Origin of the sequence: Streptomyces sp. NPDC050433, from assembly GCF_044458565.1 — a bacterium.
GTDB lineage: Bacteria > Actinomycetota > Actinomycetes > Streptomycetales > Streptomycetaceae > Streptomyces.
On the sequence record NZ_JBITIB010000033.1, the window covers coordinates 18690 to 43228 of the forward strand.

At 71.1% G+C, this 24539-nt stretch carries 20 protein-coding genes; 4 read left to right on the plus strand and 16 right to left on the minus strand.

Annotation, left to right across the window (positions count from 1 at the left end):
* Window positions 1-67 precede the first annotated feature (67 nt).
* The 13 genes from ACIBLA_RS31280 to rsmH form a co-directional block, all read right to left on the minus strand.
* Entirely contained in the window at window positions 68-787 is a 720-nt protein-coding gene (locus ACIBLA_RS31280; protein ID WP_363246490.1) for a YggS family pyridoxal phosphate-dependent enzyme, read from the minus strand.
* Window positions 784-1527, minus strand: coding sequence for a peptidoglycan editing factor PgeF (pgeF, locus tag ACIBLA_RS31285; protein WP_399200560.1), 744 nt, complete (start codon window positions 1525-1527; stop codon window positions 784-786). Before pgeF ends, ACIBLA_RS31280 begins: the two co-directional genes overlap by 4 nt.
* Window positions 1524-2738, minus strand: a complete 1215-nt coding sequence (gene ftsZ / locus ACIBLA_RS31290; protein ID WP_363246488.1) for a cell division protein FtsZ — start codon at window positions 2736-2738, stop codon at window positions 1524-1526. The genes pgeF and ftsZ overlap by 4 nt, the downstream gene beginning before the upstream one ends.
* 276 nt (window positions 2739-3014) lie before the next feature.
* Window positions 3015-3812: a cell division protein FtsQ/DivIB gene (locus ACIBLA_RS31295; RefSeq protein WP_399200561.1), complete on the minus strand. Its 798-nt coding sequence runs from the start codon at window positions 3810-3812 to the stop codon at window positions 3015-3017.
* A 12-nt stretch (window positions 3813-3824) separates the two neighbouring features.
* Window positions 3825-4919: an undecaprenyldiphospho-muramoylpentapeptide beta-N-acetylglucosaminyltransferase gene (murG, locus tag ACIBLA_RS31300; RefSeq protein ID WP_363246486.1), complete on the minus strand. Its 1095-nt coding sequence runs from the start codon at window positions 4917-4919 to the stop codon at window positions 3825-3827.
* A 6-nt stretch (window positions 4920-4925) separates the two neighbouring features.
* Entirely contained in the window at window positions 4926-6479 is a 1554-nt protein-coding gene (gene ftsW, locus ACIBLA_RS31305) for a putative lipid II flippase FtsW (RefSeq protein WP_399200562.1), read from the minus strand.
* A gap of 25 nt (window positions 6480-6504) precedes the next feature.
* Window positions 6505-7968 (minus strand): UDP-N-acetylmuramoyl-L-alanine--D-glutamate ligase, encoded by a 1464-nt coding sequence (gene murD, locus ACIBLA_RS31310; protein ID WP_399200563.1) that lies wholly within the window; start codon window positions 7966-7968, stop codon window positions 6505-6507.
* A complete protein-coding gene (gene mraY, locus ACIBLA_RS31315; protein WP_363244945.1) occupies window positions 7965-9035 on the minus strand; it encodes a phospho-N-acetylmuramoyl-pentapeptide-transferase in 1071 nt (356 codons plus the stop codon). The genes murD and mraY overlap by 4 nt, the downstream gene beginning before the upstream one ends.
* The gene (gene murF / locus ACIBLA_RS31320) at window positions 9032-10462 is read right to left on the minus strand and encodes a UDP-N-acetylmuramoyl-tripeptide--D-alanyl-D-alanine ligase (protein WP_399200564.1); all 1431 of its coding nucleotides are present in this window, start codon (window positions 10460-10462) and stop codon (window positions 9032-9034) included. The genes mraY and murF overlap by 4 nt, the downstream gene beginning before the upstream one ends.
* Window positions 10463-10649: 187 nt before the next feature.
* A complete protein-coding gene (locus tag ACIBLA_RS31325; RefSeq protein WP_363244947.1) occupies window positions 10650-12197 on the minus strand; it encodes a UDP-N-acetylmuramoyl-L-alanyl-D-glutamate--2,6-diaminopimelate ligase in 1548 nt (515 codons plus the stop codon).
* 184 nt (window positions 12198-12381) lie between these two features.
* A complete protein-coding gene (locus tag ACIBLA_RS31330; RefSeq protein ID WP_399200565.1) occupies window positions 12382-14406 on the minus strand; it encodes a peptidoglycan D,D-transpeptidase FtsI family protein in 2025 nt (674 codons plus the stop codon).
* A gap of 4 nt (window positions 14407-14410) precedes the next feature.
* Window positions 14411-15040 carry a septum formation initiator gene (locus ACIBLA_RS31335; RefSeq protein ID WP_399200566.1) on the minus strand — a complete coding sequence of 210 codons (630 nt, stop codon included), beginning with the start codon at window positions 15038-15040 and terminating at the stop codon, window positions 14411-14413.
* Complete coding sequence (gene rsmH / locus ACIBLA_RS31340; protein WP_399200567.1) at window positions 15037-15993, minus strand: 16S rRNA (cytosine(1402)-N(4))-methyltransferase RsmH; 957 nt, start codon at window positions 15991-15993, stop codon at window positions 15037-15039. The genes ACIBLA_RS31335 and rsmH overlap by 4 nt, the downstream gene beginning before the upstream one ends.
* 468 nt (window positions 15994-16461) lie before the next feature.
* Here rsmH and ACIBLA_RS31345 point away from each other — a divergent pair, with 468 nt between their 5' ends.
* The 4 genes from ACIBLA_RS31345 (at window position 16462) to ACIBLA_RS31360 (ending at window position 22042) form a co-directional block, all read left to right on the plus strand.
* Window positions 16462-17025 carry a carbonic anhydrase gene (locus tag ACIBLA_RS31345; protein ID WP_363244951.1) on the plus strand — a complete coding sequence of 188 codons (564 nt, stop codon included), beginning with the start codon at window positions 16462-16464 and terminating at the stop codon, window positions 17023-17025.
* Between the two features lie 204 nt (window positions 17026-17229).
* Window positions 17230-18267 carry a MoxR family ATPase gene (locus ACIBLA_RS31350; protein WP_363244952.1) on the plus strand — a complete coding sequence of 346 codons (1038 nt, stop codon included), beginning with the start codon at window positions 17230-17232 and terminating at the stop codon, window positions 18265-18267.
* On the plus strand, window positions 18267-19622 hold the full coding sequence (locus ACIBLA_RS31355; RefSeq protein WP_399200568.1) for a DUF58 domain-containing protein: 1356 nt from the start codon (window positions 18267-18269) through the stop codon (window positions 19620-19622). The genes ACIBLA_RS31350 and ACIBLA_RS31355 overlap by 1 nt, the downstream gene beginning before the upstream one ends.
* Window positions 19619-22042 (plus strand): transglutaminaseTgpA domain-containing protein, encoded by a 2424-nt coding sequence (locus ACIBLA_RS31360; protein WP_399200569.1) that lies wholly within the window; start codon window positions 19619-19621, stop codon window positions 22040-22042. Before ACIBLA_RS31355 ends, ACIBLA_RS31360 begins: the two co-directional genes overlap by 4 nt.
* A 245-nt stretch (window positions 22043-22287) precedes the next feature.
* Here ACIBLA_RS31360 and ACIBLA_RS31365 read toward each other — a convergent pair whose 3' ends face one another.
* The 3 genes from ACIBLA_RS31365 to ACIBLA_RS31375 form a co-directional block, all read right to left on the minus strand.
* On the minus strand, window positions 22288-22683 hold the full coding sequence (locus ACIBLA_RS31365) for a DUF3040 domain-containing protein (protein ID WP_363244955.1): 396 nt from the start codon (window positions 22681-22683) through the stop codon (window positions 22288-22290).
* 285 nt (window positions 22684-22968) lie between these two features.
* A complete protein-coding gene (locus ACIBLA_RS31370; RefSeq protein ID WP_399200570.1) occupies window positions 22969-23754 on the minus strand; it encodes a methyltransferase in 786 nt (261 codons plus the stop codon).
* A 93-nt stretch (window positions 23755-23847) separates the two neighbouring features.
* Complete coding sequence (locus ACIBLA_RS31375; protein ID WP_363244957.1) at window positions 23848-24390, minus strand: SAV_6107 family HEPN domain-containing protein; 543 nt, start codon at window positions 24388-24390, stop codon at window positions 23848-23850.
* Window positions 24391-24539: the final 149 nt, after the last annotated feature.

Genomic DNA, 24539 nt, shown 5'->3' on the forward strand with positions numbered 1-24539 from the left:
CGTGGCCGATCCACCATTTGGCGGAAATGACCATATTTTGTGCTGTGGTCCGACTTGCTTCGCGACGTTACCCGAGCCGGGGGCGGACTCCGAGTACCGCCGTACCGACGCGCACATGTGTCGCTCCGGCCGTCACGGCTGCTTCGAGGTCCGCACTCATCCCTGCTGACACCATGTTCGCAGCAGGATGGTCCTCGCGCAGCAGGGATGACAATTCCAGCAGACGCTCGAACGCCGCCTGTTGGCGATCGGCGTACAACCCGGCGAGCGGCGCCACGGTCATGAGGCCGTCCAGCCGCAGCCCCGGCGCCCCGGCGACGGCCGTCGCCAACTCCCCGATTCCGTCCGGGGCGACGCCGCCGCGCTCACCGCGCGCACCCGAGTCGGCGTCGAGCGCCACCTGGATCAGCGCACCGATCTCCCGGTCCGCGCGCACCGCGGCGGCGGACAGCGCCGAGACGAGTTTGAGCCGGTCGACAGACTGCACGACATCGGCGTAACCGGCCACGGAACGGACTTTGTTGGTCTGCAACTGACCCACGAAGTGCCACGTGAGCGACAGATCCGCGCACGCGGCGGCCTTGGGCGCCGCGTCCTGGTCACGGTTCTCGGCGACATGCCGCACACCCAGTTCGTGCAGCAGCCGGACGTCGCTCGCGGGATAGGTCTTGGTGACCACGATCAGGGTCACTTCGTCCCGTTCGCGACCGGCCGCCGCGCACGCGGACGCGATCCGGTTCTCCACCTTGTGAAGATTTTCGGCGAGTTCCGCCGCGCGTTCGGTCATGACGCTCCCAGCCAGACATATCCGGCGAGCCGTCCGGTGGTGCGGTCGCGGCGGTACGAGAAGTGGTCGGCCGATTCGACCGTGCAGATCTCCGAGGGGTGCCGGTGCTCCACCCCGAGCGCCGCGAGTTGCGCGTGCACCCCGGCGGTCACGTCGACCGCGGGGGTGCCCCAACTGGTCTCGGACCACGACTCCGGTACGGCTTCGGCAACTTGGGCCCGCATGTCTTCGGGGACCTCGTAACAGCGCCCGCAGACGGCGGGCCCGGTGCGGGCGGTGATCCGGGAGGGCTCGGCGCCCCGCGCGACCATCGCCTCGACCACGGCCGGGACGACTCCCGCGACCATTCCGGGGCGTCCGGCGTGCGCGGCGGCGGCGACTCCCGCCACCGGGTCGGCCAGCAGGACCGGGACGCAGTCGGCGGTGAGTACGGCGAGGGCGAGCCCCCGGCGGGTGGTGACCACGGCGTCGACAGCCGGGATCTCGTCCGATTCCCAGGGACCTTCGACCACCGCGACATCGCGGCCGTGCACCTGGTTCATCCAGACGACTCGCGCGGCGTCGAGTCCGAGGGACTGAGCGGCGGCTGTCCGGTTGGCACGTACGGCGGCGGGGTCGTCACCGACCGCGCCGCCGAGGTTGAGCCGCTCGTACGGAGCGGCGCTCACCCCGCCCCACCTGTCGGTGAAGGCGAAGTGGGCGCCGCCCGTCGAGCCCAACGTGTCGTGCTGTCCTATCACTTCAAGAAGTCCGGAACGTCCAGCTCTTCGGCCTGGGTGTCCTGGTACGGACGGGCCGGCGGGACGTGCGGCGGCGCGACCGGCGGCAGCGGCTTCTCGTTGACCGCCGGAGCCGGCTCGGGAGCGGGCGCCTCGTCACGCGAGGGGACCGTGCCGAGTCCGCCGGAGGGGCGGCCCGAGTCGGACTCGGGGGCGGAGGCGCGGTAGGCCGGCTGCTCGTCCCGCTTGGCCGAGGTGAGTCCGCTCTCGCGCCGGGTCGGCGGCTGTCCGCCGTCGAAGCCGGCCGCGATCACGGTGACCCGTACCTCGTCACCGAGGGCGTCGTCGATGACGGCGCCGAAGATGATGTTGGCCTCGGGGTGCGCGGCCTCACTCACCAGCTGGGCGGCCTCGTTGATCTCGAAGAGACCGAGATCGGAGCCGCCGGAGATGGAGAGCAGCACACCACGCGCGCCGTCGATGGAGGCCTCCAGGAGCGGCGAGGAGATCGCCATCTCCGCGGCGGCCACCGCGCGGTCGTCGCCACGCGCCGAGCCGATACCCATGAGGGCCGATCCGGCCTCGGACATCACGGACTTGACGTCGGCGAAGTCGAGGTTGATCAGACCCGGCGTGGTGATGAGGTCGGTGATGCCCTGGACACCCGAGAGCAGCACCTGGTCCGCGGACTTGAACGCGTCCAGGACGCTGACCTGTCGGTCCGAGATGGACAGCAGGCGGTCGTTGGGGATGACGATGAGGGTGTCGACCTCTTCGCGGAGTTCGGCGATGCCGTCCTCGGCCTGGTTCGCGCGCCGCCGGCCCTCGAAGGTGAAGGGTCGGGTGACGACGCCGATCGTGAGGGCGCCGAGCGAGCGGGCGATGTTGGCGACGACGGGAGCGCCGCCGGTGCCGGTGCCGCCGCCTTCGCCGGCGGTGACGAAGACCATGTCGGCCCCCTTGAGGACCTCCTCGATCTCCTCGCGGTGGTCCTCCGCCGCCTTGCGGCCGACTGCCGGGTTCGCTCCGGCGCCGAGTCCGCGGGTGAGTTCGCGGCCGACGTCGAGCTTGACGTCGGCGTCGCTCATCAACAGGGCTTGTGCGTCGGTGTTGATCGCGATGAACTCGACGCCCTTGAGGCCGACCTCGATCATTCGGTTGATGGCATTGACACCACCGCCGCCGACACCGATGACCTTGATGACTGCGAGGTAGTTCTGCGGTGCTGCCACGTCGAAGGCCTCTCGCCTCGAGTTACGTGTCGTCGCTTCGCTGTTGCCGCGGGGCGACGACTGATGCCGATGGGACGGTCCGGAACGCCGACCCGAACCCTAACGTTGAAGTTTAGGGTTACCAGAGTGTCTGCTTCTTGGACTCTTCCGAACAGGACACTAAGTCGACACGTGGCGCACGTTCAACGAACACGCCGAACCTCCCGTTTTTCTTTTCACCCTATGTGATCACGCGCGTGGGTGACCAACCAGGGTCCTGGTCAGCACATATGCGCGTCAACTCCCTGATACGGAAGGGGCGGTGGGCGCACTCACATCGAAGTGCGCCGCCTTCGGAACTGCTTTCATGAGAGCGGTGAGAGCCCGCGCCTTCGCGCCGCCGTCCTCGCCGCTCCCCCACATCACCGTGCGCCCGCCGCTCAACTCCAGTGAGATGGAGTCGTACGAACGGACCTTCAGCACCCTGGTGTCCTCGGCGACTTTGCCAGGGAGTTCGTCCCTGACGCGTACCGCTTCGGAGATCAGGCGTGTAGTGCCGAAGCGTCCCACACCGGGAGACTGATCCACCGTCAATTCCAGCAGCGGTACACCCTTCGGGGCCTTCTCGACGGTCGCGAAACGCACACCCTGCGCGTCCACTTCGATGAACTTTGCGCCCTTTTCGATAAGCAGCGCGGGCTTTCGCTCCGTCACTTTCAGACCGATGCCGTTCGGCCATGACCGTTCGACATCCACCGAGTCGATACGCGGCAGCTTCTGGCGAAGTCGACGCTCAATCGCTTCCGTGTCGACGGAAATCAGCGGCTCGGTGATCGGAACTCCCGCCACGGCTTCCACGTCGGCGGGCTTCAGCACCTCAAGTCCCGAAGTCCTCACCTGCTCCACCCGCAGCCACGCGGAGCCGTAAAGCAGCCAGATTCCCCCCGCGCAGAGCACGATCACGGAACTGAGAAGAAGCAGAAAGCGGCGGCCGGGAAGCCGGAAACGGCGGTCCGGGGACCGGCCCGAACGGGGGCGGCCGGATTCCGACTCGGTACGTACCGCACCACGCTCGGCGGTCGTCGGTCCGGCCACTGCCCTGCCTCCCTATGCCTGACGGCGCGCTGCGACCGCCTCGTACACCATGCCGACGAGCAACTCGTCCGCGTCCCTGCGGCCGAACTCGGCAGCCGCGCGGGACATCTCGTACAGCCGGTGCGGATCGGACAGCACCGGCAGCACATGACCCTGGACCCATTCGGGCGTCAGTTCGGCGTCGTCGACCAGCAGTCCGCCGCCCGCCTTCACCACCGGCTGGGCGTTGAGCCGCTGTTCGCCGTTGCCGACCGGCAGCGGTACGTAGGCGGCGGGGAGCCCGACGGCGGAGAGTTCGGCGACGGTCATCGCGCCCGCGCGGCAGAGCATCATGTCCGCCGCGGCGTAGGCGAGATCCATCCGGTCCACATACGGTACCGGGATGTAGGGCGGCATTCCCGGCATGTTGTCCACGCGCGGCATTTCGTTCTTCGGACCGACCGCGTGCAGGATCTGGATCCCGGAGCGCTGGAGGAGCGGCGCCGCCTGCTGGACCACCTCATTGAGCCTGCGGGCCCCCTGGGAGCCGCCGGAGACCAGCAGCGTCGGCAGGTTGGGGTCGAGGCCGAAGGCCGCGCGCGCCTCGGGGCGTACCCGTGCGCGGTCGAGGGTGGCGATCGTACGGCGCAGCGGAATGCCGATGTAGCGGGCGCCGCGCAGCTTGCTGTCGGGGGTGGAGACGGCGACGGTCGCCGCGTACCGTGAGCCGATCTTGTTGGCGAGGCCGGGACGGGCGTTGGCCTCGTGCACCACGATCGGCACCCCGAGCCGCTTGGCGGCGAGATAGCCGGGCAGGGCGACATAGCCGCCGAAGCCGACGACGCAGTCCGCCTTCGTACGCTCCAGGATCTGCTCGGCGGCCTTGATGGTGCCGCGCAGCCGGCCAGGGACGGTGATCAGTTCAGGGGTGGGTTTGCGCGGCAGCGGGACGGCGGGGATGAGGGCCAGTTCGTACCCCCGCTCGGGTACCAGCCTGGTCTCAAGTCCGCGCTCCGTGCCGAGGGCCGTGATCCCCACGGTGGGGTCCTGCCTGCGCAGGGCGTCCGCGAGGGCGAGCGCGGGCTCGATGTGGCCGGCGGTCCCCCCACCGGCGAGTACGACATGCACCGAATTTCACCGCTCTCCGGACGGACGCTTCTTGACGCGCCGTCTCATCGTCTTCCATCTCACGCCGGGCCTTCGCATGGCCAGGGCCGCTCTCGCGGCGGGATCCTCTCGCGCGAACGCGATCAGCAGCCCGACTGCGAACATGGTCGGCAGCAGGGCTGAACCTCCGTAGGAGAACAGCGGGAGCGGGACTCCGGCGATCGGCAGCAGACCGAGCACCGCGCCGACGTTGACCACGGCCTGCGCCGTGATCCACGTGGTCACGCCTCCCGCCGCGTACCTCACGAAGGGGTCCTCCGTGCGTCCGGCCACGCGGATACCCGCATAGCCTAGAGCCGCGAACAGTGCGAGCACCGACAGCGTCCCCGCCAGCCCCAGTTCCTCCCCGGTGATGGCGAAGATGAAGTCGGTGTGAGGTTCCGGGAGTTGACCCCATTTTTCCACACTCGCGCCCAGTCCGGAACCGAACCATCCGCCGGAGGCCAGCGCGTAGATGCCGTGCACGGCCTGCCAGCACTGGTCTTCGGGACCGGGCTCCGTCGCGCCGATGCAGGCGAGCCTGGACATCCGGTTGGCGCTGGTCCTGATGAGGATGAAGCCGAGGACGCAGGTGACGGCGAGCACGCCGCCGAAGAGCCGGGTGGGCGCCCCCGCCAGCCACAGCAGTCCGAAGAGGATCGCGGCGAGGATGATGGCGGTGCCCATGTCGCCGCCGAGCATGATCAGTCCGAGCAGCATGAAGGCGACCGGGACGAGCGGCACCAGCAGGTGCTTCCACTGGGTCAGCAGCCGCTTGTCCTGTTTGCGGGCGAGCAGATCGGCGCCCCACAGGATCAGCGCCAGCTTGCCGAACTCGCTTGGCTGGAGCTGGAAGGGACCGCCGAGATAGATCCAGTTCTGGTTGCCGTTGACCGAGTGCCCTATCCCCGGCACCTGCACGAGGACCATCAGGAAGACGGCTCCGACGAGCAGCGGGTAGGACAGCGCGCGGTGCAGTTTGCCGGGCATCCGGGAGGCGAGCAGCATCAGTCCGGCGCCGATGACTGCGGCCAGGAACTGTTTGCGGAAGAAATACGAGCCGGGCAGCGACAGCTCAAGTGCCTTGATCATCGAGGCGCTGTAGACCATCACCAGACCGAGCGCGGTGAGCAGCAGGCCGGCGCCGAAGATCAGGTAGTACGCGGTGAGCGGCCGGTCCCAGGCGCGGCGGGCCCGCTCGTACATCCGCCGCACCCTGTTGCCGCGCGGCGGGCGGGGCGGCCGGACGGCGGGTCCCGCGGCCCCGCCACGAGCGGCGGGAGCGCGCCGTACGGCCGCTCCGGGGGGCCGGCCGCGCAGGGCGAGGCCCAGCGGGCCCACGGGCTCCGTGGCGGCGCCTACGGCTGCCCCCGGCAGGGCCAGGGGCAGCGGGGCGGAGAACGGTACGGCGGCGAGGATGCATCCGCGTGCCGAAGGGCGCGCGGGACGCGGGTCCGTGCCCGCGGTGTCGTCGGCCGCCATCTTCGCTGTCCCCTCCAGTCGTGCGCGGCACGACCGGCCGGTGGGGCTGTCGCGGCTCACGCTCGCAGGGCTGTCGGCCGGTCGGTCAGGCGTGCTCGGCGGCGAGTGCGCGGACGGCGTCCGCGAACGCCTCGCCCCGCTTGTTGTAGTTGACGAACATGTCCATCGAGGCACAGGCCGGGGCCATCAGGACGGTGTCCCCGGTCTCCGCGAGGCGCGCCGCCGCACGGACCGCCGCCGACATCGCCATAGTGTCCGTCTGTTCGAGGTCCACGACCGGTACTTCAGGGGCGTGTCGCGCGAGGGCTTCGGCGATCAGCGCCCGGTCGCGGCCGATGAGGACGACGCCGCGCAGCCGCTTCGCCGACTTCTCCACCAGTTCGTCGAAGGACGCGCCCTTGGCGAGGCCGCCGGCGATCCAGACGATCGGGTCGTAGGCCGCCAGGGAGGCTTCCGCGGCATGGGTGTTGGTGGCCTTGGAGTCGTCGATGTAGGCGACGCCCGCGACGTCCGCGATGTGTTCGATACGGTGCGGGTCCGGGCGGAAGGCGCGCAGTCCGTCGCGTACGGCGGCGGGGGCGACGCCGTACGCGCGGGCCAGGGCCGCCGCCGCGAGGGCGTTGGCGATGTTGTGCGGGGCGGGCGGGTGGACGTCCGCGATCTCGGCCAGCTCCTGCGCCTGTGCGCTCCGGTTCTCGACGAAGGCGCGGTCGACCAGGAGGCCTTCCACGACGCCGAGTTGGGACGGGCCGGGGGTTCCGAGGGTGAAGCCGATCGCGCGGCAGCCCTCCTCGACGTCGGCCTGGCGCACCAGGTCCTCGGTCACCTTGTCGGCGGCGTTGTAGACGCAGGCGACGGTGTTGCCCTCGTAGATCCGGCCCTTGTCGGCGGTGTACGCCTCCATGGAGCCGTGCCAGTCGAGATGGTCCGGCGCGATGTTGAGTACGACGGCGGAGTGGGCCCGCAGGCTCGGCGCCCAGTGCAGTTGGTAGCTGGAGAGTTCGACGGCGAGGACGTCGTACTTCTCCTCGCCGTTCTCGTCGGGCAGGACGGCGTCGAGGAGCGAGACGCCGATGTTGCCGACGGCCTCCGTACGGAGGCCCGCAGCCTTGAGGATCGCGGCGAGCATCCGGACGGTGGTGGTTTTGCCGTTGGTGCCGGTGACGGCCAGCCAGGGGGCGGCGTCGGGGCCTCTGAGCTGCCAGGCCAGTTCGACGTCTCCCCAGACCGGTACGCCGGCTTCGGCGGCGGCCAGGAAGAGGGGCTTGTCGGGCTGCCAGCCGGGGGTGGTGACGACGAGTTCGGTTCCCTCGGGGAGAGTCGCGCCGTCGCCGAGCCGTACGGTGACGCCGGCCTCGGCCAGTTCGGCGGCCTGGGTGCGGGAGCGCTCGTCTTCCCCGTCGTTGACGACCGTGACGTCGGCGCCCAGCTCCCGCAGGGTGCGGGCCGCCGGGACGCCGGAGACCCCGAGGCCGGCGACGGTGACCCGCTTGCCGTGCCAGCGGGCGCGTACGTCCGCCGGGTCCACGGCCGGCTGGCGCCCGCTCACTTGTCGGCCGCCCAGCCCGCGTAGAAGAGTCCGAGTCCGACGATCACGCACATGCCCTGGATGATCCAGAAGCGGACCACGACAAGGACTTCGGACCACCCCTTGAGTTCGAAGTGGTGCTGGAGCGGGGCCATCCTGAAGACACGCTTGCCGGTCAGCCGGAACGAGCCGACCTGGATCACCACGGACATGGTGATGAGGGCGAAGAGGCCGCCGAGCAGGGCGATCAGGAGTTCGGTACGGGAGCAGATGGCGAGGCCCGCGAGGGCGCCGCCGAGCGCGAGCGAACCGGTGTCGCCCATGAAGATCTTGGCGGGTGAGGTGTTCCACCACAGGAAGCCGAAGCAGGAGCCCATGAGGGCGGAGGCGACGACGGCGAGGTCGAGTGGATCTCGTACCTCGAAACAGGCCTCGGGGTTGGTCAGGGTCAGCGCGTTGGCGCAGGACTCCTGGAACTGCCAGAGGCCGATGAAGGTGTAAGCGCCGAAGACCATCACCGACGCGCCGGTGGCCAGACCGTCCAGACCGTCCGTCAGATTCACGCCGTTGGACATCGCGAGAATCATGAACAGCGCCCAGACCACGAACAGCACAGGTCCGATGGACCAGCCGAAGTCCGTGACGAACGACAGCTTCGTGGAGGCCGGGGTGTTGCCGCGGATGTCGGCGAACTGGAGCGAGAGCACCGCGAAGGCGATGCCGACGATCAGCTGTCCGGCCATCTTCGCCTTGGCCCGCAGGCCCAGCGAACGCTGCTTGACGATCTTGATGTAGTCGTCCAGGAAGCCGACCAGGCCCATCCCCGCCATCAGGAACAGGACCAGCACACCGGAGAACGTCGGGTCCTCGCCGGTGATCACCTTGGCCAGGGCGTAGGCGATCAGGGTGGCGAGGATGAAGGCGATCCCCCCCATGGTGGGGGTGCCCTTCTTGCTGCCGTGGCTGCGCGGGCCGTCGTCCCGGATGAACTGGCCGTAACCCTTGCGGGCCAGCAGCTTGATCAGCAGCGGCGTACCGATCAGGGTCAGGAAGAGCCCGATGGCTCCCGCGAAGAGGATCTGCCTCATCGGCCGGAGACCTCGCCCTCGACTGCGTTCTCAAGCAGCGCCTGGGCGACCCGCTCCAGTCCGGCCGACCTGGAAGCCTTCACCAGCACGACGTCTCCCGAACGCAGTTCACTGCGCAACAGATCGACCGCCGCCTGCGCGTCGGACACGTGCACCGACTCCTCACCCCACGAACCCTCGTTGTAAGCGCCCAGTCGCAGCCAGGACGCTTCCGTGCCCCCGACCGCGACGAGCTTGCTGACGTTGAGCCGGACGGCGAGCCGTCCGACCGCGTCGTGCTCGGCGAGCGCCTCGTCACCGAGTTCGGCCATCGGGCCGAGCACCGCCCACGTGCGTCCGCCGGTTTCCCTGGCGGCACCGCCCATGGCGACCAGCGCGCGGAGCGCTGCCCTCATGGAGTCGGGGTTCGCGTTGTAGGCGTCGTTGACGATCGTCACGCCGTCCGCGCGCTCGGTGACCTCCATACGCCAGCGGGAGAGGGTCTCCGCCTCGGAGAGCGCCAGGGCGATCTCGTCGACGGACATGCCCAACTCATGGGCGACGGCGGTCGCGGCGAGCGCGTTCGACACGTGGTGCTCACCGTACAGCCGCAGCGTCAGGTCGCTGCACCCGGTGGGTGTTCGAAGGCGGAAGGAGGGTCTGCCGAGGCCGTCGACGTGGACGTTCTCTGCCCGTACGTCTGCTTCGTCGGACTCCCCGAAGAGCACCACCCGCGCCTTGGTGCGGGTGGCCATCGCGCGTACGAGAGGGTCGTCGGCGTTCAGGACGGCCACACCGCCCTCGTCGGCGGGCGGCAGGGACTCGACCATCTCGCCCTTGGCCTGCGCGATCTGCTCGCGTCCGCCGAACTCGCCGATGTGGGCGGTGCCGACGTTCAGCACGAGACCGATCCTCGGTGGGACGAGGCCGGTGAGGTAGCGGATGTCGCCGATGTAGCGCGCGCCCATCTCCAGGACGAGGAATCGGGTGTCGTCGGCGACGCGCAGGGCGGTGAGCGGGAGGCCGATCTCGTTGTTGAGGTTGCCGTCGGGCCAGACGGTGGGGCCCGCGCGGCGCAGGAGTTGGGCGATGAGGTCCTTGGTGCTGGTCTTGCCCGACGATCCGGTGAGCGCGACGGCCGTGGCGCCGGTGCGCTCCACGACGGCCCGTGCGAGGGCGCCGAGGGCCTGGACGACGTCATCGACGACGATGGCGGGGACGCCGACGGGCCGGACGGCCAGTACGGCGGCGGCGCCCGCTTCGACGGCCTTGCGGGCGTAGTCGTGGCCGTCGACGTTCTCGCCGGCGAAGGCGGCGAAGAGGCTGCCGTCCGCCACCTGGCGGGAGTCGATGACGACGGGGCCGGTGACCTGGACGGCCGGATCCGGTATGTCGTACGACTGCCCGCCGACGATGGTGGCGATCTCGGCGAGGGAGAGGGTGATCACTGGGACCGTCCGGCAAATGGAGGGCGGGTGATGGATGGGGCCGCGCCGGGCGGCGGGGCTACGGGTGAGCGTGAGGCCGGCGGGGCGACCGGCGACGACGGGGAGGGCGGTGGGGCGACCGGCGACGGGGAGGGCCGGCGGCGGCCCGCGGCCCCCGCTGTCGCCCTCCGGTCGCCGGACGGTCCCCTCATCCCCGACCGGGACTCTCGGTCTCGCGGCGGCGGGAGCGCTCGATGGCCTCGCGCAGCACCTGACGGTCGTCGAAGGCGCGTACCACCCCGGCGATGTCCTGGCCCTGCTCGTGGCCCTTGCCGGCGATCAGGACGGTGTCGCCCTCGCCCGCGCGGGACACCGCGGAGGCGATGGCCGCCGCCCGGTCGGCGTCGACCAGGACGTCGCCGCGCTCGTGGATGGGCACCTCGGCGGCGCCCGCGAGCATCGCGGCGAGGATCGCGAGCGGGTCCTCGGAGCGCGGGTTGTCCGAGGTCAGAACGGCGGTGTCGGCGAGCCGGGCGGCTGCCGCGCCCATCGAGGGGCGCTTGGCCCGGTCGCGGTCACCGCCGCAGCCCAGCACGATGTGCACCTTGCCGCGCGTGACCTTGCGCAGGGAGCGCAGGACCGATTCGACGGCGTCGGTCTTGTGGGCGTAGTCGACGACCGCGAGGTACGGCTGCCCGGCGTCGACGCGCTCCAGCCGGCCGGGGACGCCGGGGACGGTCGCGATGCCGTCGGCGGCGACCTGGGGGTCGATTCCGGCCACGGCGAGGGTGACGACGGCGGCCAGGGTGTTCGCGACGTTGAAGGGGCCCGGCAGCGGGGCCTCGGCGCGGATCCGCTCGCCCTTGGGGCTGACCACGGTGAAGGTGCTGCCGTGCGTGCCGACCTCGACGTTCTCCGCCCGCCAGTCGGCGTCGGGGTGGCCCTCGGCGGAGAAGGTCGTGATGGGCACGCCCGACGCGTCGACGAGCCTGCGGCCGTACCCGTCGTCGAAGTTGACGACGCCGACACGGCTGCGCTCGGGGGTGAACAGCCGCGCCTTGGCCTGGAAGTAGTCCTCCATGCCGGAGTGGAACTCCATGTGCTCCGGGCTGAGGTTGTTGAAGACGGCGATGTCGAAGACACAGCCGTCGACCCGGCCGAGCACCAGCGCATGGCTGGAAACCTCCATCGCGACGGAGTCGACGCCGCGCTCGCGCATGACGGCGAGGAGCGCCTGGAGGTCGGTGGCCTCGGGGGTGGTGCGCTCGGACTTGATGCGCTCGTCGCCGATGCGCATCTCGACGGTACCGATGAGCCCGGTGTGGTGTCCGGCACCGCGCAGGCCGCCCTCGACGAGATACGCCGTGGTGGTCTTGCCGGACGTGCCGGTGATACCGATCTGGAGCAGGCCGGCGCCGGGGTGGCCGTAGATCTCGGCCGCCAGTTCACCCATGCTGCCCCGCGGGTCGGGGGTCACCAGCACCGGCAGGCCGGTCGCGGCGGCGCGTTCGACGCCCGCCGGGTCGGTCAGGATCGCCGCCGCGCCGAGGTCGGCGGCCTGGGCGGCGAAGTCGGCGCCGTGGAAGCGGGCGCCGGGCAGGGCGGCGTACACGTCCCCGACGCGTACCGCCCGCGAGTCGTGGGTGATGCCGGTCGCCGCCCCGTCGGCCGGGGGCTCGGCACCCAGCCGGGCGGCCAGATCCGCGAGCGGGGTCGGCCTGACCTGGTTCGGGCGGGGCGCTCCGGGGTGGTTCAAGGGCGCGTCCTTTGTGGTGGTTCGGTACTGATCTGCGTGGGGCACGGCGGTGAGCGTACCGGGCTCACCGGGGCGCGGGCCATGTGAGGGGCGCCGGGTGCCGGGGCCGTCTGGTGGGGTGACGGACGGGTCGTCGTGGTTCCCCGAGTCGGGGGTGATCGTTGTCACTGGGGTGTTCCCTGGGTCACTCGCCGGGCTTGAACTCGACCGGCAGCGGATCGGACTTCTTGCCGGTCGGTGGGACTTGGAGGCTCTTGAGAGCGAACTCCATGACCTCCTTGTAGATGGGGCCGCAGATCTGGCCGCCGAAGTAGCTGCCCTTGGTCGGGTTCTGGATGGCGCAGTAGACGGTGATCTGCGGGTTGTCGGCGGGCGCGAAGCCCGCGAAGGACGCGGTGTATCCCTTGTAGCGGCCGGTCTCGGGATCGACGCGGTTGGCCGTTCCCGTCTTGCCGGCGACGCGGTAGCCGGGGATCCGGGCCTTGGTACCGGTGCCCGCCTCGTTGCCGACCACCGATTCGAGCATGGTGGAGAGCGTTTTCGCGGTTTTCTCGCTGACGACACGGGTCTTCTTGGGAGCGGTCGCCGGGGTGAAGCGGCCGTCCGGGCCCTGGGTGCCGCGGACCAGGGTGGGCTCGATCCGTACGCCGCCGTTGGCGATGGTCGAGTAGACCGATGCCGCCTGCATGGCGTTGACCGACAGCCCCTGACCGAAGGGGATCGTGTACTGCTGCGAGGTCGACCAGTCCTTCGGATCGGCCAGGATGCCCTGGGTCTCGCCGGGGTAGCCCAGGCCCGTGGGGCTGCCGATGCCGAATTTACGCAGGTAGGAGTGGAGTACCCGGTTGGCCTGGGCCTGTGTCTTGCCGAGCTGCCCGGTCGCCAGGATGGTGCCGATGTTGCTGGACTTGGCGAGGACGCCGTTGAGCGTCAGATACCAGGTGGGGTGGTCGACGTCGTCCTTGAAGAGGCGGTCGCCGCGGTGCAGCCGGTTGGGCACGGTGACATGGGTGCCGGGGACGGCGGCCTTCTCCTCCAGGACGGCTGCCATGGACATGACCTTGCTGGTGGAGCCCGGTTCGAACGCGTCCTGGAGCGCGGCGTTGCCCATGCCGCTTTCGTCGGCCTGCGACAGGTCGTTGGGGTCGAAGCCGGGGGCGTTGGCCATGGCGAGCACTTCGCCCGTCCGGGTGTTCTGCACTATCACGTAGCCGCGGTCGGCCCTGGACTCCGTGACCTGGTCGGAGATGGCCCGCTGGGCGGCCCACTGGATGTCCCGGTCGATGGTCAGCTCGATGTCCGTGCCGGGGACGGCGGGGGTCTCATGGGAGCCCGCCGTGGGGACGCGACGGCCGCCGGAGTGGGCGTAGGTGATCTCGCCGTCCTGGCCGGACAGCTGCTTGTCGAGCATGGACTCGACGCCGCCGCCTCCGTGGCCGGCCGAGTTGACGTATCCGAGTATCCCGGCCGCGAGGTCCCCGTTGGGGTACACGCGCTTGCTGCTGGGCTCCTGGAAGACTCCCGCGAGGACGCTGGCCGGTGCGTCCCCGCCCTTGCCGCCCTTGGCGGTGCGCGCCTTCTCCGCCTTCTCGGCGAGCACGGACTTCAGGTCGCTGATCTGGTTCCAGACCTGGGGGGTCTGGCGGTGGGCGAGCACCGTGAAGCGGGACTTGGGGACCGAGAGCTGCTTCGCGAGTGTCTCGGGCTCCTTGTCGAGGATCGGGGCAAGGAGCGCGGCGGCCTGCTCGGGGGCGTCGGCGACGTTGCTGTCCTCGGGGGTGAACATCTTGGGGTCGGCCGTGATGTCGTGCGCGTCGACGCTGGTGGCGAGGGCGACACCGGCTCGGTCGGTGATCTCGCCGCGCTCGGCGGCGAGCGTGACGCTCGTGAAGCGGTTCTTCTCCGCCTTGGCGGTGTACGCGCTCGCGTCGACCGCCTGGACCTGGAGCAGCCGGACCACGAACACCAGCATGACGAGGGTCAGTCCGAGGCTGACCAGACGGAGCCGGGGGCGGTGGTTGCCGAGCCGGATACGGTGCGGGGCGCGGGCGCCGGAGCGCTGACGGCCCTGGACGGGGCGGCGCGGGCGCCCGGAGCGCCGTGGGGCGGGGCGCTGCGCGGAGCCCTGGGAGGAGCCCTGGGGGCCCCCGCCGTTCCCGGAGCGCGCGGGGCCGGGGACGCGGCGGCGCGGTGGTTGCTCGGGGGGCACTGCGTCACCTGCCGGAGGTCGTCGGGGTGGGTGCGCCGGACGTCGGTCCGGTCCTGGGTGTGGTGGAGGGCGCCCCGCGCGAGCCCGCCGGGGCGGTGGGAGTGCCGGAGGGGGCCGTGGACGGGGATCCTCCTGAGGAGGACGGGGAGGCCGGTGTGCTCGTGGGCGACGCCGACTGCGTCACGGACGGTGCGAGTGAGGCGGGCAGACTCGGGGCGACCGGCGGGGTGGCCTCCATCGCGGACGGAGCGCCGTACGGGACAGCGCCGGCCTTGGAGGGGATGCCGCTGATCCTGCCGTCCGGGTTCAGGAAGGCGGGGCTGCCGCCGGGCATCATGCCGAGTTGGCGTGCGCGGCGCTGGAGCGCGTCGGGCGCCGAGAGGCTGTCCACGTCCCGCTGGAGCGCCTGCTGTTCGTCGGTCAGGTCGGTGGTCTGCTTCTTGAGCTCGCTCAGTTTGAACGAGCCCGTGTTGAGCGAGGAGTTCAGCACGAGCAGCGTGATCAGCCCGCCGCCGAGCAGGAGTACGACCAGCAGGACGAAGGGCGTGCGCGCCGCGGTGCTCGGCCCGGTCGTCGGCATCAGCCGGGCGAGCCGCGCGGCGCGCCCCCTCAGCTGCCTGCCCGGTCGTCTCACCGCACGTCCTCCCGGATCCGCTCGGCGCCGCGCAGCCGGGCTGGGGCGGCCCGGCGGTTCTCGGCGACCTCTTCCTCGGTGGGCAGTTCGGCGCCGCGCGTCAGGAGTTTGAGCCTCGGCTGGTAGCGCTCGGGGACGACGGGCAGGCCGGGCGGTGCGGTGTTGGCGGCGCCGGCCGCGAAGACCTGCTTGACCAGGCGGTCTTCGAGGGAGTGGTAGGCGAGTACGGCGATACGGCCGCCGACGGCGAGGGACTCCACCGCCGCCGGAATGGCCGCCTCCACCGAGGTCAGTTCGCCGTTGACCTCGATACGCAGGGCCTGGAAGGTGCGTTTGGCGGGGTTGCCGCCGGTGCGCTTGGCGGCCTGCGGCAGCGCGTCACGGATGAGTTCGACCAGCCGGGCGCTGTTGGTGAAGGGTTCGACGGCGCGTTCCCTGACGATGGCCGACACGATGCGCCTGGCCTGCTTCTCCTCGCCGTACGCCCGCAGGATCCGCACCAGTTCGCCCGGCGGGTAGGTGTTGAGGACCTCGGCCGCGCTCATCCCGGCCGACTGGTCCATGCGCATGTCGAGCGGGGCGTCCTGGGCGTACGCGAACCCCCGGTCCGCCTCGTCGAGTTGCATGGACGAGACGCCGAGGTCGAAGAGGACGCCCTGGACGCGCGGGATGCCCAGCCGGTCGAGCACGTCCGGGAGTTCGTCGTAGACGGCGTGCACGAGGGTGGCGCGGTCGCCGAACGGGGCCAGCCGCTCGCCCGAGAGCCGTAGCGCCTCCTTGTCCCGGTCGAGCGCGACCAGTCGCGCGGCGGGGAAGGTGCTGAGCAACGCCTCGCTGTGGCCGCCGAGACCGAGGGTGCAGTCGACGACGACGGCGCCCGGTTCGGCGAGGGCGGGGGCGAGCAGGTGAAGGCACCGGTCGAGCATCACCGGAACGTGCCGGGTGGCGGTCATACTCGGGCCTCGCGGGACCCGGACCTCGTCGGACACGGCCTGGTTCGCTGACTGCGCTCGCTCATGCGCCCTCTCAGGTCCGGCGTGGACGGATGTACCGCCGAGCATGAGGAGGCCCAGGCCCTGTCCGGCGGCACGCACGCCGCACACGCGGGGGAAATTCGGGGAGTGTTCCGGTAAGTGTTCGGGATGTCCGTGAACTTCGCGTCACTTTAGTCCACAGGTTCCCTCGGTCAATCAACCGGCCAGCGCGTCGCCCGGCCCGCTGCGGGCGGGCCGCCGGCGCGGATCTCGTGAAGATCTCGATGAGGCGGTGACGAGATCATGCGCAATCGAAAACGGCGCCCATCACCCGTTCCCTCCATCACGGTTCACCCATGTGGCTTACCTCACACCGGGCCTCGTTGACGACGTTTGTCCCTTCGCACAGCAGGCTCCCGGCGCGCGTGAGCATTACCGTCTACAGGTATGTCGACATCCGCGCACCTCCCCGCAGAGTCCGCCCAGGCACCGGCCGGTGCGGCCCGCACCGACGGCACGGTCACCGATCGACTCGTGGACGCCAACCGCCGCTACGCCAGTGCCTTCGTCGACCCCGGCATGGACGCCCGCCCCGTCCTCCGCGTCGCCGTGGTCGCCTGCATGGACGCCCGCCTCGACCTGCACGACGCGCTGGGCCTGGAGCTCGGCGACTGTCATACGATCCGCAACGCGGGCGGCGTCGTCACCGACGACGTCATACGCTCACTCACCATCAGCCAGCGGGCGCTCAAGACCCGCAGCGTCGTACTCATCCATCACACCGGCTGCGGCCTGGAGGCCATCACCGAGGACTTCAGGCACGAACTGGAAATGGAGGTCGGACAGCGTCCGGCCTGGGCCGTGGAGTCCTTCAGGGACGTGGACCAGGACGTACGGCAGTCGATGCAGCGGGTGCGGACATCACCGTTCCTCCTGCACACCGACGACGTACGCGGTTTTGTCTTCGAGGTGTCGACAGGCCTTCTGCGGGAAATCGACCCGGCGAACTGACCGCGTCGCCCGCACAGGAAACACAGCAACTCCGGCAATTCGCACCCACTTATCCACAGGCGAGTGACACGAAGCGGTAACGGCGAGAAGAATGCGTGAGTGACAGCGGCGCTCCGGAACCTTCCGGACGCGGCGTCCGTATTTCGGGGTGGGCCGGGCCGTGCGAAGAGCCTCGGCCCGTATGAACGGGCCGAGGAGGGCCGGGTGACGACCTATGACGATCGAGCGAGCCTCACAGATCTGACCACCACAGCGGAGCGTGTCCGCGCATCGGTGGAAGGTGTGATCGAAGGCAAGCCTGAGGTCGTACGGCTTTCGCTGACAGTGCTGCTCGCCGAGGGACATCTGCTCATCGAAGATGTCCCCGGCGTCGGCAAGACGATGCTGGCGAAGACGCTGGCACGCTCCATCGACTGCTCGGTGCGGCGTATCCAGTTCACGCCTGACCTGCTGCCCTCGGACATCACCGGGGTCTCCATCTACGACCAGCAGCGGCGGGACTTCGAGTTCAAGCCCGGAGCGATCTTCGCGCAGATCGTGATCGGTGACGAGATCAACCGCGCTTCGCCCAAGACGCAGTCGGCGCTGCTGGAATCGATGGAGGAGCGCCAGGTCACCATCGACGGCCAGACGTACGAACTGCCCAGCCCCTTCATGGTGGTGGCGACGCAGAACCCGGTCGAGATGGAGGGCACCTATCCGCTGCCCGAGGCGCAGCGCGACCGCTTCATGGCCCGGGTCTCCATCGGTTATCCCAGCGCGGAGGCCGAGTTGGAGATGCTGGACGTGCACGGCGGGATCTCGCCGCTGGACGATCTCCAGCCGGTGGCCCACGCGCACGACATCGTGAAGCTGATCGACGCCGTGCGGAAGGTCCATGTGGCCGACTCCGTCCGGCGGTACGCGGTGGAGCTGGTCGGGGCCACCCGCGGTCACCCGGATCTCAGACTGGGCGCCTCACCGCGCGCGACGCTGCATCTGCTGCGCGCGGCGAAGGCCTCCGCCGCCCTGAGCGGCCGGGAGTACGCGCTGCCGGACGACGTGCAGGCGCTGGCGGTCCCGGTGCTCGCGCACCGGCTGCTGCCGACCGCGCAGGCACAGCTCAACCGCCGGACCGCCGAGCAGGTGGTGCAGGAGATCCTTCAGCGCGTCCCGGTGCCGACGGCCGACGGCGGCCGGCAGGCTCCCGTGATCGCCGCGCCGCACTACGACCGGCAGCAGCCGGGCGTCCGGCGGCTGTGATGGAGCCCGGCGCCGCCTCGGACACCGAGGACAAGGGCGGGCTGCGGGCGGCGCTGGGCGGTCTCACCACTCGTGGCCGGTCCTTCTTCGCCGCGGGCATCGCGGCGGCGGTCTGCGCCTATGTCCTCGGCCAGGCGGACCTGCTCCGGGTGGGCATCCTCCTGGCCGTGCTGCCGCTGGTCTGTGTGGGCGTGCTGTACCGCACGCGCTACCGGGTCGCCGGCAGCAGGCGGCTCTCGCCGTCGCGGGTGCCCGCGGGGTCCGAGGCCCGTGTCCATCTGCGGATGGACAACGTGTCGCGGCTCCCCACCGGTCTGCTGATGCTCCAGGACCATGTGCCGTACGTGCTGGGTCCGCGCCCCCGCTTCGTCCTGGACCGGGTGGAGGCGGGCGGGCGCCGTGAGGTCTCCTACCGGGTCCGCTCCGACCTGCGCGGGCGCTATCCGCTCGGGCCGCTCCAGCTGCGGCTGAGCGACCCGTTCGGGATGTGCGAGCTGACGCGCTCCTTCAGCGCCCACGACATCCTGACCGTCATCCCGCGCACCGAGCCGCTGCCACCGGTCCGGCTGGCGGGAGCGACGGCGGGGTACGGCGACGGGCGGCAGCGCTCCCTGTCGCTGGCCGGCGAGGACGACGTCATCCCGCGCGGCTACCGGCACGGCGACGACCTGCGCCGGGTGCACTGGCGCTCCACCGCGCGCTACGGGGAGTTGATGGTGCGCCGCGAGGAGCAGCCGCAGCGGGCCAGATGCACGGTGCTGCTCGACACCCGGCGGCTCGCCTACCAGGGCGCCGGTCCCGACTCGGCGTTCGAGTGGGCGGTGTCGGGCACGGCGTCCGCGCTGGTGCACATGCTGGAACGGGGCTTCGCCGTACGGCTGTTGACGGACACGGGAAGCTCGGTGCCCGGCCAGGGTGCCGACGGATTCGCCGGCTCGACGCAGGAGTCCGCCGACGCGGCCGGACTGATGATGGACACCCTCGCCGTCGTCGACCACTCCGACGGAGCGGGGCTGTCCCGCGCGTACGACGTGCTGCGCGGCGGGACCGAGGGACTGCTGATCGCCTTCCTCGGTGATCTCGACGAGGAGCAGATCGCCGTGGCGAGCCGGATGCGGCACCGCAGCGGCGCCGCGGTGGCCTTCGTCCTGGACAGCTCCGGCTGGCTCCAGGGCGGTGGCGCACCGCCCGCGCGGGTCCAGGACCGGCTGCGGCAGCTGCGCGAGTCCGGCTGGACCGCCCTGGCGGTGCCGGCCGGGGTCGCGCTCCCCGACCTGTGGCAGCAGGCGGCACAACAGCGCACCGAGTCGGGTGCGACACAGGGCTCGGCGGGCTTCTCCGGAGGATGGTCATGAGCGGTCGGGCGAAGCTGGCGCTGTGCGCGTTCATCGCCACGCTGATGTCGGCGGGCGCGCTGCTGCCACTGGTCAAGAACGCCGGCTGGTTCGCCCAGGCGGCGTTCATGCTGGCGGTGCTGGTCGGGGTGGGCGCACTCGGCCGGCGGGTGCCGCTGGCCAGGACGCTGACCGTGGTGCTCCAGACGGTCGCCGGGCTGCTGATGCTCACGGTGGTGTTCGCCTCCGAGTACGCCCTGCTCGGTCTGTTGCCCGGCCCGGATGTCTTCCTGCGCTTCGGCGAGCTGCTGAACGCGGGCGGCCAGGACGTCGGGCGGTACGCGATCCCGGCGCCGGCGACCGACGGCATCAAGCTGATGCTGGTCGGCGGTGTGCTGGTCATCGGTCTCGCCGTGGACGCGCTCGCCGTGACGTTCCGCAGCGCGGCGCCGGCCGGACTGCCGCTGCTCGCGCTGTACTCGGTCGCCGCCGGTCTCTCCGGCGGCGGCGCCTCCTGGCTCTGGTTCCTGCTCGCGGCCGGCGGCTATCTGCTGTTGCTGCTGGCCGAGGGCCGGGACCGGCTCTCCCAGTGGGGCAGGGTCTTCGGCGGCGCCCCGCGTGCGCCGGGCCGTACGGCCGCCGGGATGGACACCGGGGGCGCGGCCACGGCCCCGGTCCGCACGGGCCGCCGTATCGGTGTGATGGCGCTGGGAATCGCGCTCGTCGTGCCCGCCGCGCTGCCGTCGTTGAACGGCGGACTGCTCAACGGCACGGGGGCCGGGGCGGGTTCGGGTCTCGGCGGTGGCACGATCTCCGCCGTCAATCCGCTGGTGTCGCTCCAGGACAACCTCAACCAGCCCGAGGACCGGGAGGCGTTGCGGTACCGCACGAACGCGGAGGACACCCAGAACCTGTATCTGCGGATCATGGCGCTGGACGACTTCGACGGTACGTCCTGGCGGTTCTCCCAGCGCAGTGTCGAGGACGTGCCGGACAGGCTCCCCGGCCCGCCCGGTCTGGGCGGCAACGTCAGCACCACCGAGATCAAGACGAACATTTCCGCCGCCGGCTGGTACCGGCAGAACTATCTGCCGATGCCCTACCCGGCGTCGGAGGTGGACATCAAGGGGCGCTGGCGCTTCGAACCGAGCGGCCGGACCCTGGTCGGCGACCGGGGCGAGACGACGCAGGGCGCGCAGTACCAGGTCAGCAGCCTGCTGGTGGAGCCGACCCGTGAACAGCTCGCGGCGGCGCCACGGCCGCCCGCCTCGCTGGTGCGGGAGTACACCCAGGTGCCGGGGAACCTGCCGAAGGAGGTGGAGGCCACCGCGCGCGAGGTGACCGACGGCGCGGCGAACGACTACGAGAGGGCCGTCAGGCTCCAGGACTGGTTCGCCGTGGACGGCGGCTTCACGTACGACACCCAGGTCGCCTCCGGCACGGGTGTCACCGCCATCAGCCGCTTCCTCAGGGAGAAGGAGGGCTTCTGCGTCCACTTCTCGTTCTCCATGGCGGCGATGGCCCGCACGCTGGGCATACCGGCGCGGGTGGCGGTGGGCTTCACGCCGGGCACACCGCAGTCGGACGGCACGATGTCGGTCGGGCTCCGTGACGCGCACGCCTGGCCCGAGCTGTATTTCGAGGGGGTCGGGTGGACCCGCTTCGAGCCGACGCCCAGCCGGGGCAGCGCACCGGACTACACCATCCCGGAGGCTCCCTCGGGCGATGCGAGCGACCCGGCCCAGCCCGAGTCCAGCGCTTCGACCGCGCCGAACTCGCAGCCGTCCGCCTCGGACAGCTGCCCGCCCCAGGCGGCCAGGATCGGCGACTGCGGCACGACCGCGCCGGCGGGCGCGCAGCCTCCGACGGACTCGGGGACATCCGCCGGAACGATCGCCGCCATCACGCTGGGCGTCCTGGCCGTACTGCTGCTGCCACTCCTGCCGCTGCTGTGGCGGATCCGGATCCGGGCCCGGCGTCTTGGTTCCGGAGGCCGTACGCCCGCCGATGCCACGGCGCGGGTACTGGGCGCCTGGCGGGAGATCGTCGACACGGCCTGGGACCACGGCATCCGTCCCGACGATTCGCAGACCCCGCGCAGGACCGCTGCCCGGATCGTGCGGCTGGGGCGGCTGGAGGGTGAGGCCGCCAATGCCGTGCACCGGGTGGCGCGCGCGGTGGAACAGGTGCTGTACGCGCCGGAGCCACGGCCCGCCGCAGGACTCGCCGACGATGTCCAGCGGGTGCGTGTGGGCCTGGGCGAGGCGGTCGGCCGCTGGGCCCGGCAGCGCGCGCTTCTCCTGCCGCGCTCGTCCATTCGGGTGATGTGGGGGGTGTCCGAGCGCTGGGCCGCCGTCGTGGACCGCTGGGGCGTGCGCCGCCTGGAGCTGGGCCGCCGGTGGGCGGCGCTGATCCGCAGGCCGTCCCGGCAGCGGGGCTGAGCCCGAGGGGGCCGGGACCGTCCGGGAACGGTCCGGGGGCGGGGGTACGAGGGCGGCTTTCCGGCCCCGTCCCCCGCCCCCGTCGTCTTTCCGGGTCCGGCGCGGCCCGGACCCGCGATCCGGGGCCGGGGCCGTATGCGGAGACGGATGAGGGGCGAACGCTTTCCCGCGTTCGCCCCTCATCCGTACCGGCCGTGTCTCACGGCCGTCGCGCCACTACTGCAAGTTTGGGAACCCGGGCCCTGCTACTGGCCCTGCTCGTCACGACGACGCTGCCACCGCTGCTCGATCCGGTTCATGAACGAGCGGCGCTGCCGTGGTTGCCGGCGGTCGGCCGTGGCCTCACCGGACGGCTGCTGCTCACCCGGTTTCGGGGCCTTGCGCCAGCCGGTGACCGCGAGAACCGCGCAGCCCAGCATGACGAGGAAACCCACCACGCCGATCCAGATCTGCTTGGCAACCATACCGGTCATGAGGAGCGCGATACCCACCAGAAAGCCAGCGACCGCCTGGTAGACCCGTCGCCGGGTGTACGTACGCAGCCCGCTTCCCTCAAGCGCTGTCGCGAACTTGGGATCTTCGGCGTACAGCGCTCGCTCCATTTGCTCGAGCATTCGCTGCTCGTGCTCCGAGAGCGGCACGGAGTCCTCCTAGTCGTCGGTCGCGGGGGGCGACCGGTATGCGGCCCCTTCAGGATAGGCAGGGAATCGCCCCCGTGAAACCCGCCCTCTACGCCATTTCGCCAATCCGGGCCGCCATGCCGACTCGGCCGCTGAGGCGTTGATTCCCCAACCGTCGACCCGTCATGCCGGAAGGCGTACCCCGATCATACGGCGCCGAACGCCTTGCCGGGGGGCCTGTGGCGCACTCCATGCGCAGCTGCGTTGCTGATCAGCACCGCGATCAGTGTTCGCGGCCGCCGGCCGTCAGGCGCGCTTCTCGCCCAGGACGTGCAGCTGGCTCGCGACGGAGTGGAAGGAAGGCAGTTCCGCGGCGGCGGCCTCCAGCTTCAGCAGGGCCTCCAGAGCGCCCGGCTGAGTGTCCACCAGAACACCGGGCACCAGATCGGAGAAGACCCGCACACCGTGCACCGCGCCCACGTCGACACCGGCCTTGTCGACCAGCTCCGTGAGCAGCTCGACGGTGAACCGCCTCGGCACCGGGTCGCCTTCGCCCCAGCGGCCCGCCGGGTCCGTGAGCGCCTGCCGGGCCTCGGTGAAGTGCCCGGCGAGCGCCCTGGCGAGGACAGCTCCGCCGAGGCCCGCGGCGAGCAGGCTGAGCGCACCGGAGGGGCGCAGCGCCTCGACCGCGTTGCGGACCCCCTCGGCCGGGTCGTCGACGTACTCCAGCACGCCGTGGCAGAGCACGGCGTCGTAACCGCCCCGCTCCACCACGTCGAACAGGCCGTGGATGTCGCCCTGGACGCCGTTGACGCGGTCGGCGACACCAGCCTCGGCGGCCCGGCGCTCCAGCGCGAACAGCGCGTTGGGGCTCGGGTCCACGACAGTCACCCGGTGGCCCAGGCGGGCGACGGGCACGGCGAAGTTGCCCGTGCCGCCTCCGGTGTCGAGGACGTCCAGGCGCGCCGTGCCCGCGGCGGCGACGCGGCTGGCGAGGGCGCGCTCCAGCACCTCCCAGACCACGGCGGTGCGCAGGGAGCTACGGGGGCGCGACGGCGTCTCTCCACCGAAGGTAGGGGAAGGGTCCGACACGACAGTTGACTCCTCGGCGCGGTGCCGCCCCAGGTCGCGGGGCGTGAACGGTGCAAGCTCCGCACAGCCTATTGCCTCCGTCGGCCCTCTCCCTCACCCAGCGGCGCCGCCCTCCTCCGGCTGTTCGGCCCTGGGCCGGGGCAGCACCGGTTCGAGCACGAGCAGCCGCTCCACGAGGCGCAGGAACATGGCCACGTCGCGCAGCAGATCGTCGGCGTCGCGGCTGCTCGCCGCGCCCTGGATGCCGGCCTCGGCCCGCGCCCTGCGGGTGGCTCCGGAGGCGAACAGGGCGCTCCACTCGGTCAGCTCGGGCACGATCTCGGGCAGCACTTCCCAGGCGCTCCTTATGCGCCTGCGGCGCGGGCTCGTCGTGGGCTCGGGGCGGCCCCGGGCGGCGAGAACCGCCGCCGCGGTGCGCAGGGCGGCCAGATGGGCCGTGGCGTAGCGCTCGTTGGGCGCTTCGAGCGTGGCCGCCTCGTCCAGTCCCGAACGGGCCTGGGCGAGGAGATCGAGGGCGGCGGGCGGCGCGGTCGCGCGCCTCAGGACAGGGTGGACATCGGTCGCGGCGCCGGTCAGTGAGGGGGCAGGGCCGCCTGTGCTTCGCCGGCGTGCGGCTGCGGCGTAGGAACTGGCCATGACGAACCTCCTGGTCGTCTCTGTGACGGCTCTGTGGCCGTATGTGTCCATCGTGGAGCACGCCACTGACAATCGGCCCTGACCTGCGCTTTCACTTCGCTCGCACGTTCGGAGGAGCTTTTCGACCGGGCCGCAGCACTTTGGACCGG

What these genes read in the sequence shown, in the direction of transcription:
- ACIBLA_RS31280 (WP_363246490.1), bottom strand. Translation starts at nt 787, where the DNA reads ATGACCGAACGCGCGGCGGAACTCGCCGAAAATCTTCACAAGGTGGAG.
- mraY (WP_363244945.1), bottom strand. Translation starts at nt 9,035, where the DNA reads ATGAGGCAGATCCTCTTCGCGGGAGCCATCGGGCTCTTCCTGACCCTG.
- rsmH (WP_399200567.1), bottom strand. Translation starts at nt 15,993, where the DNA reads ATGACCGCCACCCGGCACGTTCCGGTGATGCTCGACCGGTGCCTTCAC.
- ACIBLA_RS31345 (WP_363244951.1), top strand. Translation starts at nt 16,462, where the DNA reads ATGTCGACATCCGCGCACCTCCCCGCAGAGTCCGCCCAGGCACCGGCC.
- ACIBLA_RS31355 (WP_399200568.1), top strand. Translation starts at nt 18,267, where the DNA reads ATGGAGCCCGGCGCCGCCTCGGACACCGAGGACAAGGGCGGGCTGCGG.
- ACIBLA_RS31360 (WP_399200569.1), top strand. Translation starts at nt 19,619, where the DNA reads ATGAGCGGTCGGGCGAAGCTGGCGCTGTGCGCGTTCATCGCCACGCTG.
- ACIBLA_RS31375 (WP_363244957.1), bottom strand. Translation starts at nt 24,390, where the DNA reads ATGGCCAGTTCCTACGCCGCAGCCGCACGCCGGCGAAGCACAGGCGGC.